This window comes from Nonomuraea sp. NPDC005692 (assembly GCF_040631115.1).
In the GTDB taxonomy this organism is placed as follows: Bacteria; Actinomycetota; Actinomycetes; order Streptosporangiales; family Streptosporangiaceae; genus Nonomuraea.
This window is the reverse complement of record NZ_JBEXYU010000022.1, coordinates 57,052-68,249: the sequence shown is the minus strand read 5'-3', so window position 1 is coordinate 68,249 and position 11,198 is coordinate 57,052. Positions and strand designations below refer to the sequence as shown.

Sequence of the window (11,198 nt, the reverse complement as noted above, 5' to 3'; positions counted from 1 at the left end):
CCGGTGAACGGCGGGGCACGGGCTGTCGACGGCCGGGGAAGACGGGCGTCACCTCTGGGTTGCTAAAGCGGGAAACTGGTGATGCGGAGTCCCGTGGTCGGCTACAAAGGTGAGGGTTGTCGGTGGAAACGGTGACACGGGTGAGGAAGACTATGCATTCCGGGCATATCGTACGGTGGGCGATTGTCGCCGGCGCCGTGCTGCTCACCGGCGCCTGCGCCCAGGCGACCGGGGTGGCGGGCGTCAGCGCCCAGTCACCCTCCACGGCCCCGGCCACGGGCACGCCCACCGCCACCCCGGCGGTCACCGCCACCATCCCCTCGCCCGGCCCGTCCGGCCAGGAGGGCGAGCAGCAGGCCGAGCGGCCGCCCAAGGGGGACGACCCGGTCAAGGTGCCGCCGCCCAAGCTGTCGAAGTTCACCTACACGTTCCCGGTCAAGGGCTGCGGCACGACCTACCAGCGCAGCCTGCTGGTGCTGCCCAAGACGACGATCTGGGCCCCGCAGGGCTGCTCGTTCGTCGCGCCGGTGGACGGCGTCGTGGACGAGGTCAACGTCAAGAACCGGTGGGCGCCCTCCACCGACAAGGGCGCCGACCGCGAGGGCAGGTTCGTCACGATCGTCGGCGACGACGGCGTGCGTTACCTCGGCGGCCACCTCGACTCCGTCGCCGACGGCGTACGGCCCGGCGTGCGGGTCAAGGCCGGGCAGCTGCTCGGCCGGGTGGGCAGGTCGGGCAACGCCCGCGACGCCGGCTCCAACCTCTACTTCGCGATCTCCTGGAAGACCGGCCCGGCCTACTGGTGGGTGCGCCGGGGCATGGTCGAGCCGTGGGACTACCTGGACGCCTGGCGCTCCGGCAACCGCACGCTCTCCCCCCGCAAGGAGACCCTGGCGCTGCGCGGCAAACTCGGCGAGACGCCGCGCTGCGCGGTCCAGTGCACGTCCAAGAAGGTGCCGCAGGCCACCAAGCAGCCCAGGAAGCCGCGCAGGACCGCCGACGCCAAGGACGACAACCCGATCACGGCGGACCCGTCGTCAACTCCTTTCGGTCAATGACGACGCCCGTCCTGATCAGCTCCTGGATCTCCGGCACGGCGTCCCTGGTGTTGACGCTCATGCCGGCGACCACCCGGCTCTCGCGCAGCCAGAAGGCGACGAACCGCAGGTCCTCCACCGACCCGCGGCAGACGATCTCGTCGTGGCCGCCGGTGTCGCCGGTGAACTCCATGCTCAGGTCGTACTGGTCGGTGAAGAGGTAGGGGATCTCGTCGTGGACGACGTCCTGGCCGAGCATGGCCCGGGCGGCGGCCGGACCGCCCTTGAGCGCGCCCGACCGGTGCTCGACGCGGACGTGCCTGCCGTACAGGGGGTGGAAGGGCTCGGCGGCGTCGCCGGCGGCGTACACGTCGGGGTGCGAGGTGCGCAGGGAGGCGTCGGTGCGGATGCCGTGCCGGACCTCCAGGCCCGCGTCGCGGGCCAGCTCCACCTCGGGCGCGACGCCGATGCCGGCCACCACGAGGTCGGCCGTCAGCCGCTCCCCCGTGCTGAGCCGCACGCCGGTGCCGGTGACCTCGGCGACCGCGGTGCCGAAGCGCAGGTCCACCCCGTTGCGGGCGTGCAGGCGGGCGAACACCGCGCCCAGCTCGGGGCCGAGCGCCCGGTGGAGCGCGGTGGGCTCGGGCTCGACGACGGTGACCGGGCAGCCCGCCGCGCGGGCCGCCGCCGCGCTCTCCAGCCCGATCCAGGACGCCCCGACCACGATGACGCTGCCGCCCTCGGCGAAGCGCCGCCTGAGCGCCTCGCAGTCCTCGACGGTACGCAGGTAGTAGGCCGGGCCGGGCAGGCGCCTCGGCGTCGCCCCGGTCGCGATCAGCAGCTTGTCGTAGGCCCGCCGGGACCCGTTGGCGAACCTGACGACGTGGTTGCGGGGCTCGATGCGGGTGACGGGCAGGCCGAGCCGCAGCTCAACGTCGTTGTCGGCGTACCAGCCGGGGGCGTGGACGTAGATCCTCTCCCGCTCACTGCCACCCCGCAGGTACTCCTTGGACAGGGGCGGCCGCTCGTACGGGCGTTCGCTCTCCGCGCCGGCGAGCACCACCTCGCCGGCGAAGCCCTCCTCGCGCAACGTCTGCGCGGCCTTGGCTCCCGCAAGGCCCGCGCCGACGATGACATATGTAGCCATGCGCGCAGTATCCGCCGACGAGGCAGGTCCGCAAAGCCGCTCGTGGGGGCGGTTTCACCGGCCCCGGCGGCATGGCGTCACGTCGACAGGCGCCGGTGCCAGGCCACGGCCGAGGTGTCGGTGAGCGAGGCGATCTGGTCGATCACGACGCGCACCCGCGCGGCGTCGTCGGGGGCGTCGACGAAGGCGGGACGGAAGGCGGGTTCGAGGGTGCCGGGAGCGCCGAGCGTGATCAGCGAGGCCAGCTCGGTGATCAGCTCGCGCTGCCTGGCCTGGTTGGCGTGGTGGCCCTCGGTGGTCATCACGTAGTGGGCGGTGACGCCCTTGAGCAGGGCGCACTCCAGCAGCGTGGCGCGCGGCACGACGAGGTCGGCGCGGTGGCGGGCGCCGTGGACCTCCTTGGTGGCGGTCTGGGCCGAGCGGCAGAACCGGCCGATCAGGCCGCTGGTGAGCGCCTTGAGGCCGGCCAGGTCGGCGAGCGTGGCCTCGAACCGGCGCGGCCACAGCGGGTCGGCGATCAGCTTGGCGAAGACCTCCTCCAGCTCGTTGAGGTCGGCGCCGGGCGCGTACCAGGTGCGGGTGATGCGGGCCACCGCGCCGCGCTCCACGGGCGACTGGAGCGCCTCGGGGGTGACGTGGCCGGAGTGGAGGGCGTCCTCCAGGTCGTGGACGGAGTAGGCGACGTCGTCGGCCCAGTCCATGATCTGGGCCTCGAAGCTCACGCGGCCCTCCGGGGCGCCGTCCCTGATCCACTCGAAGACCGGCAGGTCGTCGTGGTAGACGCCGAACTTCGGGGACTTCTCGCACGTCCAGGGGTATTTGACGGAGGCGTCGAGGGCGGCCCTGGTGAGGTTGAGTCCGGCGCTGCGGCCGTCGTCGGTCAGGACCTTGGCCTCCAGCCTGGTGAGCAGGCGCAGGCTCTGGGCGTTGCCCTCGAAGCCGCCGCACGAGGTGGCCAGCGCGTTGAGCGCCACCTCGCCGTTGTGCCCGAACGGCGGATGGCCGAGGTCGTGGGCCAGGCAGGCGGTCTCGACCAGGTCGGGGTCGACGCCGAGCGTGGCGCCCATCTCCCTGCCGACCTGGGCGCACTCGAGCGAGTGGGTCAGCCGGGTGCGCGGGATGTGCTGGCCGCCGCCGAGCGTCTCGCCGGGGCCCACGACCTGGGTCTTGGCCGCCAGCCTGCGCAGCGCGGCGCTGTGCAGGACGCGGGCGCGGTCGCGTTCGAACGCACCGCGGCCGGGGTTGCCGGGTGGTTCCGGGACCCATCGTTCCTGGTCGTGCTCGTCGTAGTACGACATTGGTGCAGTGATTTTATCCAGTTTCCTGTCTCCGCTAGTGTCGAGCCTCGCGAGAACCCCTTCCCCGGGAGCCCTCCCCCATGACGACAGCGTTCCGAGCGGTGCTGGCCTTCAGTCTGCTCGCCGGCTTCTACGTGCTGGTCGGCGTCATCCTGGTGGCCGCCGTGTTCTTCGACGTCCTGCTGCTGGTGGACTTCCACACCGCGGCGCTGAAGGTCGCGATCGTGCTCACGCTGGCGGCGGGCGCGCTGGTGCGGGCGCTGTTCATGGTCGGCAGGAGGCAGGGGGGCGAGCTGCCGGGCGTGCCGGTGGGGCGCGAGCACGAGCCCGCCCTCTGGCAGGCGGTGGAGGACCTGGCCCGGCGGGTGCGCACCGCGCCGCCCGACGAGATCCGGCTCGTCCCCGAGGTGAACGCGGCGGTCTCGGAGGACACCCGGTTCCTGGGGCTGCGCGCGACGCGGCGGCGGATGTTCATCGGGCTGCCACTGCTCCAGACGCTCACCGTCGACGAGATGCGCGCCGTGCTCGGGCACGAGCTGGGCCACTACAGCGGGGCCCACACGCGGCTCGGCGCGCCCGTCTACCGGGGGCGGGTCTCGCTGATCGCGACCGTGCAGGGGTTGGGCAACCATCCGATCATTCAACGGCTCTTCGCCTGGTACGCCAAGCTCTACCTGCGGGTTTCGCAGGCCGTGTCGCGCCGTCAGGAGCTGGAGGCCGACGCGTTCGCGGTGGCGATCGGCGGGCGCCAGGCCATGTCGGGCGCGCTCCGCAAGATCCACGACACCTCCCTGGGCTGGGAGCTGTACGCCGGCGACTACCTGTCGCTGACCGGCGTGGGCGGCACCCGGCCCGCCTCGGTGTTCGGCGGTTTCCACGCGCTGATGAACGACCCCGGCCGGCAGGCCGAGATCGCCAGGCTGGGCGAGCGGCCCGAGGAGGTCTCGCCGTACGACTCCCATCCCAGCCTGGCCGACCGGCTGGCGGCCATCGCGGTGCTGCCGGAGCCCGAGCACGTCCCCGACCCGCGTCCGGCGCTGACCCTGCTGCGCGACCCCGACGTCGCGGCCGAGGCGGTGGAGCGGTCGATGTGGACGCCGGAGGCGCTGGCCGGGCTGCGCCCGGTGCCGTGGGACGAGCTGGTGGCCCGGGGCATGTACGCCGGGCGCAACGCCGAGGCCCTGCACGACCTGGCGGTGGCGGGCCAGCGGGTGATGGGGGCCACGCGGCCCTACCTCGACGCGGCCTTCGAGTCGATCGCCAGGGGCCGGCAGGCCGAGCTGGCCGAACAGCTGCGCGAGCTGGGCTGGAAACCCTCGGAGACGCTGCTCGCCGGGGTGCTGGGGCAGGCCCTGGAGGCGGTGCTGATCCAGCTCGGCGAGGCCAGGTGGACGCTGTCCTGGTCGGGCCCCGCCCGGCTGCTGTTCGAGGACGGCGAGGAGGTGGCCCTGGCCGAGTACGCGGCCCGGGTCGCCGGCGATCCGGAGGCCGTGGCCGGGCTGCGGCAGTGGCTGGGCGACCACGGGATGCGGCACGACTACGTACCGGCCGAGGAGGCCCTGCCCCGCTAGCCCGCCGCGGGCGGCCCGGCGGCCGGCCGGCGGACCATGAGGACGTCGACCTGGTCCTCGCCCTCGACGGTGAAGCCGTGCCGCTCGTAGAGCCGCTGGGCGGCGCTGCCCCGCAGGACGACCAGGCGCACGGTCGCGCGCTCGGCGTCGGCGCGGTCCAGCAGCGCGCGCAGGACGGCCGTGCCGAGCCCGCGTCCCTGGACGGCGGGGGCGAGGTAGAAGTGCTCCAGCCGGCGCCCGTCCTCGGCGGGGCGCAGGGTGACGCAGCCGGCGAAGGCGCCGTCGGCCAGGATGACGGAGGTGTGCCCGGGGGCGAAGGAGTCGCGGAAGCGCTGCCGTACCCGGTGCTCGTCGAAGCGGCCCAGCCGTTCCAGGTCGGGGCGCATCACCGTGGCCCGCAGCTCCGCGATGGCCTCCACGTCGTCCGGCGCGGCGGTCCGCAGCTCCCATTCCAGGAGATCTTTCATGGCGGAAAGTATCCCAATGGCCGGTTTTGGCGCGATCTCCGGGGTTCGTGGACAGGAAATCAACAGATCCTCAACCGCGCGCTCCTACGATCCGTCGCAAGGAGCGCTCCTCCAGGGGCGCCGGTAGGGAGGTAACCCTCGTGAACTTAGGCGTCCCGGAGATCATCATCGGTTTCGTGCTCTTCTTCCTCCTGATCGGGGTCGTGGTGTTCACCGCCGTGGCGCTGGCCAACCGGCGCCGCGGGTAGGGGCGGCCGGGCTGCGGGGTCCCGGCCGCCGCGCTCGTCAGCGGGTGTCGGAGTCGGTGTCGGTCAGGGCGGCGCGGCCGGCCTCCAGCCGGGCCACCGGGATGCGGAACGGGGAGCAGGAGACGTAGTCGAGGCCGACCTCGTGGCAGAAGTGCACCGAGTCGGGGTCGCCGCCGTGCTCGCCGCAGATGCCGACGTGCAGGTCGGGGCGGGCCGCACGGCCCTCCTCGACAGCGATCCTGACCAGCCGTCCGACGCCGTCGCGGTCCAGGGTCTCGAACGGGCTGACGCCGAAGATGCCCAGCTCCAGGTAGCGCGAGAAGAAGGCGGCCTCCACGTCGTCGCGGCTGAAGCCCCAGGTCATCTGGGTCAGGTCGTTCGTGCCGAAGGAGAAGAACTCGGCGGCCTCGGCGATCTGGCCCGCCGTCAGCGCCGCCCTCGGCACCTCGATCATGGTGCCGATCAGCGCCTCGACGCCGGTCTCCGCGAGGATCCTGGTCGCCTCCTCGCGTACGGACTCCAGCTCCTGGACGGACGCCACCAGCGGGATCATGATCTCCGGACGCGCGCCGGGGACCTCGGCCGCGGCCTGGGCGATCGCCCGCACCTGCATGGCGAACAGCCCGGGGATCACCAGGCCGAGACGTACGCCGCGCAGGCCCAGCATCGGGTTCTGCTCGTGCAGCCTCTTGACGGCGGCCAGCAGCCTGCGGTCCTTGTCGGTCACGTCGGGCGAGGTGGCGACCTTGACCGACAGGTCCACCAGGTCGGGCAGGAACTCGTGCAGAGGCGGGTCGATGAGCCGGATGGTGACCGGGTCGCCGCCCATGGCCTTGAAGATGCCGATGAAGTCGGCCTTCTGGAGGGGTTCGAGGGCGTCGAGCGCGGCCTGCCGCTCCTGGTCGCCGTCGGCCAGGACGAGGTCCTCGACGAGCTGGCGGCGCTCGCCGAGGAACATGTGCTCGGTGCGGCACAGGCCGATGCCCTGGGCGCCGAAGCGGCGGGCCCGCGCGGCGTCCTCGGGGGTGTCGGCGTTGGCGCGGACCCGGAGCCGGCGCACGGAGTCGGCGTGGCCCATGATCCGGTCCACGGCCCTGACCAGGTCGTCGTCCGGCTGCGCGCCCTCGAAGTACTCGACGACGGCCGAGTCCACGACCGGGACCTCGCCGAGGTAGACCTCGCCGGTGCTGCCGTCGATGGAGATCACGTCCCCTTCGGAGACGACCTCGCCGCCGGGCGCGGTGAACCTGAGTTCGCCGGTGGAGACCTCCAGCTCCTCGGCGCCGCACACGCACGTCTTGCCCATGCCGCGGGCGACCACGGCGGCGTGCGAGGTCTTGCCGCCGCGGCTGGTCAGGATGCCCTTGGCGGCGATCATGCCGGCCAGGTCGTCGGGGTTGGTCTCACGGCGGACGAGGATGACGTCCTCGCCCCGTCCGGCCAGCTCGACGGCGCGCTCGGAGGAGAAGACGACCTTGCCCACGGCGGCGCCCGGCGAGGCGTTCATGCCCTTGGCGATCTTCTTCTTCTCGGCGCCGCCGTCGAAGCGGGGGAACATGAGCTGGGCGAGCTGGTCGCCGTTGACGCGGGTGACGGCCTCGTCGAGGGTGATCAGGCCCTGGTCGACGAGCTGGGTGGCGATGCAGAAGGCGGCCGCGGCGGTGCGCTTGCCGACCCGCGTCTGGAGCATCCACAACTTGCCGCGCTCGATCGTGAACTCGATGTCGCACAGGTCCTTGTAGTGGTTCTCCAGCGTCTCCATGATCTGCAGCAACTCGTCGTAGGAGCGCTTGTCGAGGCGTTCGAGTTCCTGGAGGGGGATGGTGTTGCGGATGCCCGCGACGACGTCCTCACCCTGGGCGTTCTGCAGGTAGTCGCCGTAGATGCCCTGCTGGCCGGAGCCGGGGTCGCGGGTGAAGGCGACGCCGGTGCCGGAGTCGTTGCCGACGTTGCCGAAGACCATGGCCACGATGTTGACGGCGGTGCCGAGGTCGGCCGGGATGCGCTCCTGGCGGCGGTAGAGGATGGCGCGCGGGGCGTTCCAGGAGTCGAAGACCGCCATGACGGCCAGCCGCATCTGCTCGCGGGGGTCGGCGGGGAAGTCCTTGCCGGTCTGCTCCCGGACGATGCCCTTGTAGGTCTCGACCAGCCCCTGCAACTCGCCCGCGTCGAGGTCGGTGTCCTGGCGGCGGCCCTTCAGCTCGTCGAGCGCGTGCTCGAACAGGTCGCCGTCGAGGCCGAGCACAGTCTTGCCGAACATCTGGATCAGCCGGCGGTAGGAGTCCCAGGCGAAGCGGTCGTTGCCGCCCGCCTGCTTGGCCAGGCCGTGCACCGACTCGTCGTTGAGCCCGATGTTGAGGACCGTCTCCATCATGCCCGGCATGGAGAACTTCGCGCCCGACCGTACGCTGACCAGCAGCGGGTCGTCGGCCTGACCGAGCCGGCGGCCCATCTGGGCCTCCAGGGCGTCCAGGTGCTCGGCGACCTCGCGCTCCAGGCCGTCGGGAAGAGCGCCTTCCGTCAGGTAGTGACGGCAGGCTTCAGTGGTGATCGTGAATCCGGGGGGTACGGGCAGCCCGAGATTCGTCATCTCGGCGAGATTCGCGCCCTTTCCACCGAGAAGATCCTTGAGATTCCTGTTGCCCTCGGTGAAGTCGTAAACGTACTTGGCCACCACAGCTCCAATCCAACGCTTCTGTCCCGGACTCTACCGGCGAAATTGATGATGAAACTGCACTCCTCGGATAAGTCATCGTTTTTGCAGGTCAACCGCCCGCGACAGGTCTAATCCAATTATAGGACCGCTGCCCGATAAATTGGTTTATACCAATTGGTTTACACCAATTCTTGAGAAAGAGGAGCGAGAGGTGGGGAATCGGATGCGGTCCCGCCAGGAGACGCCCATGGCCGCTCCCGCCAAGCCAAAGCGCCGTGCAGGCTTCGTCGCGGGATCGCCCAAGTCCCCCGCGGACACGGTGATCTACCTGGACCTCCGGCCGCCGCACCGGGCCGGCGGCCGTCGTGATCGCTCAACGTGACACAGCTCGGGTCGTTCCGCGATATGGACGTGATCGAGGCATGACACTCTGCTCGCATGCCCCGCACGACGCCACGAGGTCTGATGGCCGCCTGCCTGGTCCTGGCGCTGTCCGCCTGCGGCTCGGGAACGCCCGAGCCCTCCGCGGGGTCGCTGGTGCCGGGGGCGGAACAGCGACACGCGACCCAACTCCGGCCGGGCGACTGCCTCGTGTCGATCCCCGACGATCTGATCGCGACGCTCGTGCCGTGCGGCAACCCGCACGCGGCCGAGTTCGGCATGATCTACGTCGTGCCGGAGGGCGCGTGGCCGGGCGCCGAGCAGGCCAAGCGGCAGGCCACGGACTTCTGCGCGCCGCGGCTGCGGGTCGCGCCGGGCAGGGGGAGCGAGGTCGAGGTGACCGCGCTGCCGCCACTGGAGGAGGAGTGGCCGCGCCACCGCACGGCGTACTGCGTGGCGGTGGCGCGTGACGGGCAGCTCGTCGGGCGCGTGCTGGAGTAGACGCCGGGCCCGCGTCGGCGCGGGCCCCCGCGGGGCGGTCAGGCGGGGCGGTCAGGCGGGGATGGGGTTGCCCTCGGGCGCCGGGCCCGGCGCGCCGTCGCGCGGCGGCAGCCACAACACGAACGTGGCCCCCTGCCCGAGCCTGGAGAACACCGCCACCCGTCCCCCGTGCGACTCCACGATCTGCCGGACGATGGCCAGGCCGAGGCCCGTGTGCCGGTCGCGCCGGCTGGCCTCGCCGCGCCAGAACCGGTCGAAGACCCGCTCCTGCTCCGCGACGCCGAGCCCGGGGCCGTCGTCCCTGACCGCGACCCACAACCAGCCGCCCGACCGGCCGGCCTCCACCCGGACGCTGCCGCCCGGCGGGGTCAGGCGCACCGCGTTGGACAGCAGGTTGGCCACGGCCCGGCGCAGCGCGTCCTGGTCGCCGGTCATCTCCAGGTTCCTGTCCAGCCCGCGGGTGATCGTCAGGCCGCGGGCGGCGGCAGGCGCCGCGTACTCCTCGCACGCCTCCCGCGCCACCCTGCTCAGGTCGAGGTCGGTGTCGGCGAACGCGGTCGCCTGCCGCCGGGCGCTGGCCAGCAGGTCCTCCACGAGCCTGGTCATGCGGGTGGTCGCCCGGTCCACGATCTGCACGGCCCTGGCCCGCTCCTCCTCGCTGGCCTCGGGCGAGGCGAGCACGGCGTCCACGTTGGCCCGGATGATCGTCAGGGGGCTGCGCAGTTCGTGCGAGGCGTCGTCGATCAGCCGGCGCTGCGCGCTGAACGCCTCCTCCAGCCGGTCGAGCATGGTGTCGATGGTGTCGGCCAGGTCCTTGAGCTCGTCGCGCGAGCCGCCCAGCCTGATCCGCCGCGTCAGGTCGGTCGCCTGGATCTCCTCCGTCGTCCGGGTGATCGACCGCACCGGGCGCAGCACCCGTCCCGACAACACCCAGCCGATGCCCAGGGACGCCAGGTAGAGTGCGGCCAGGGTGGCCAGCGAGTAGTCGCGCAGCGTGGCCAGCGTCCTGATGTTGACCTCGTTCTCGACCTCCTCGATGAAGACGACCTCCTGCTTGCCCACGTACTGGTTGCCGCGGTACGCCTTGGCGTACTCGGTGGAGTACGGGCGTTCCTCGGTGGTCTTGGAGACCGCGACGTAGATGCCGCCCAGCACCAGCGCGGCCAGCACGAACAGCAGCCCCGAGTAGAGCACGGTGAGCCGGAAGCGGATGGTGTGGATCACGCCGGCTCCCTGAGCCGGTAGCCGCGGCTGATCACCGTCTCGATGAGGCCGTCCTCCTGGAGCTTGCGGCGCAGGTTGCCGACGGTGACCCGGACGGTGTTGGTGAACGGGTCGGCGTGCTCGTCCCAGACGTGTTCGAGCAGCTCCTCGGTGGAGACCACGTGGCCGGGGCGGGTCATCAGGTAGTGCAGCACGCCGTACTCCTTGGGGGTCAGGGCCAGCGACCGGCCGTCGAGGGAGACCTCCATGCGGGCGGTGTCGATGCGCAGCCCGCCCACCTGGAGGACGGCGGTGCCGCCGGTGTCCCTGCGCAGCAGCGCCCGCACCCTGGCCAGCAGCTCGGGGAAGGCGAACGGCTTGACCAGGTAGTCGTCGGCGCCCTCGTCGAGGCCGCGCACCCGGTCGTCGAGGCGGTCGCGGGCGGTGACCATGATGATCCGCACCCCGCGGCCGGCGGCCCGTACCGAACGGCAGAGCTCGAAGCCGTCGCCGCCGGGCAGGTTCAGGTCGAGCAGGACCAGGTCATAGGTGTTGACCTCCAGCTTCTCGTGCGCCGACGGCGCGTCGTAGGCCACGTCCACCGCGTAGCCCGCCCGGACCAGACCCACCCGTAACGCGTCGACCAGGTCTTCCTCGTCCTCGACCACCAGCAGTCGCATGATCTTGAC

General features: G+C 71.8%; 9 protein-coding genes. 3 read left to right on the top strand and 6 right to left on the bottom strand.

Annotation, left to right across the window (positions count from 1 at the left end):
• Positions 1 to 152: 152 nt before the first annotated feature.
• Positions 153 to 1,058 carry a M23 family metallopeptidase gene (locus ABZ459_RS34615; RefSeq protein ID WP_357979413.1) on the top strand — a complete coding sequence of 302 codons (906 nt, stop codon included), beginning with the start codon at positions 153 to 155 and terminating at the stop codon, positions 1,056 to 1,058.
• Here ABZ459_RS34615 and ABZ459_RS34610 read toward each other — a convergent pair.
• Together ABZ459_RS34610 and ABZ459_RS34605 are read right to left on the bottom strand one after the other, a co-directional pair.
• Positions 1,021 to 2,184 carry an FAD-dependent oxidoreductase gene (locus tag ABZ459_RS34610; RefSeq protein WP_357979411.1) on the bottom strand — a complete coding sequence of 388 codons (1,164 nt, stop codon included), beginning with the start codon at positions 2,182 to 2,184 and terminating at the stop codon, positions 1,021 to 1,023. The two genes, ABZ459_RS34615 and ABZ459_RS34610, sit on opposite strands and share 38 nt — an antisense overlap.
• A 77-nt stretch (positions 2,185 to 2,261) precedes the next feature.
• Entirely contained in the window at positions 2,262 to 3,482 is a 1,221-nt protein-coding gene (locus ABZ459_RS34605; protein ID WP_357979409.1) for a deoxyguanosinetriphosphate triphosphohydrolase, read from the bottom strand.
• Between the two features lie 80 nt (positions 3,483 to 3,562).
• On the opposite strand from ABZ459_RS34605, the gene ABZ459_RS34600 reads away from it, so the two are divergent.
• A complete protein-coding gene (locus ABZ459_RS34600) occupies positions 3,563 to 5,053 on the top strand; it encodes a M48 family metallopeptidase (RefSeq protein WP_357979407.1) in 1,491 nt (496 codons plus the stop codon).
• On the opposite strand, the gene ABZ459_RS34595 is transcribed toward ABZ459_RS34600, so the two are convergent.
• Both ABZ459_RS34595 and ppdK read right to left on the bottom strand, forming a co-directional pair.
• A complete protein-coding gene (locus ABZ459_RS34595; protein ID WP_357979405.1) occupies positions 5,050 to 5,520 on the bottom strand; it encodes a GNAT family N-acetyltransferase in 471 nt (156 codons plus the stop codon). The genes ABZ459_RS34600 and ABZ459_RS34595 overlap by 4 nt on opposite strands.
• Positions 5,521 to 5,805: 285 nt before the next feature.
• Positions 5,806 to 8,442, bottom strand: coding sequence for a pyruvate, phosphate dikinase (gene ppdK, locus ABZ459_RS34590; protein ID WP_357979403.1), 2,637 nt, complete (start codon positions 8,440 to 8,442; stop codon positions 5,806 to 5,808).
• 420 nt (positions 8,443 to 8,862) lie between these two features.
• On the opposite strand from ppdK, the gene ABZ459_RS34585 reads away from it, so the two are divergent.
• On the top strand, positions 8,863 to 9,306 hold the full coding sequence (locus ABZ459_RS34585; RefSeq protein WP_357979401.1) for a hypothetical protein: 444 nt from the start codon (positions 8,863 to 8,865) through the stop codon (positions 9,304 to 9,306).
• Between the two features lie 51 nt (positions 9,307 to 9,357).
• Here the strand turns inward: ABZ459_RS34585 and ABZ459_RS34580 are convergent, their stop codons facing one another.
• Complete coding sequence (locus tag ABZ459_RS34580) at positions 9,358 to 10,530, bottom strand: HAMP domain-containing sensor histidine kinase (RefSeq protein ID WP_357979399.1); 1,173 nt, start codon at positions 10,528 to 10,530, stop codon at positions 9,358 to 9,360.
• The gene (locus ABZ459_RS34575) at positions 10,527 to 11,189 is read right to left on the bottom strand and encodes a response regulator transcription factor (RefSeq protein ID WP_352323395.1); all 663 of its coding nucleotides are present in this window, start codon (positions 11,187 to 11,189) and stop codon (positions 10,527 to 10,529) included. The genes ABZ459_RS34580 and ABZ459_RS34575 overlap by 4 nt, the downstream gene beginning before the upstream one ends.
• Positions 11,190 to 11,198: the final 9 nt, after the last annotated feature.

Bases quoted from the DNA above. Each gene is read 5' to 3' on its own strand.
- ABZ459_RS34595 (WP_357979405.1), bottom strand. From the start codon at position 5,520: ATGAAAGATCTCCTGGAATGGGAGCTGCGGACCGCCGCGCCGGACGAC.
- ABZ459_RS34600 (WP_357979407.1), top strand. From the start codon at position 3,563: ATGACGACAGCGTTCCGAGCGGTGCTGGCCTTCAGTCTGCTCGCCGGC.
- ABZ459_RS34585 (WP_357979401.1), top strand. From the start codon at position 8,863: ATGCCCCGCACGACGCCACGAGGTCTGATGGCCGCCTGCCTGGTCCTG.
- ABZ459_RS34615 (WP_357979413.1), top strand. From the start codon at position 153: ATGCATTCCGGGCATATCGTACGGTGGGCGATTGTCGCCGGCGCCGTG.
- ABZ459_RS34605 (WP_357979409.1), bottom strand. From the start codon at position 3,482: ATGTCGTACTACGACGAGCACGACCAGGAACGATGGGTCCCGGAACCA.
- ABZ459_RS34610 (WP_357979411.1), bottom strand. From the start codon at position 2,184: ATGGCTACATATGTCATCGTCGGCGCGGGCCTTGCGGGAGCCAAGGCC.
- ABZ459_RS34575 (WP_352323395.1), bottom strand. From the start codon at position 11,189: ATGCGACTGCTGGTGGTCGAGGACGAGGAAGACCTGGTCGACGCGTTA.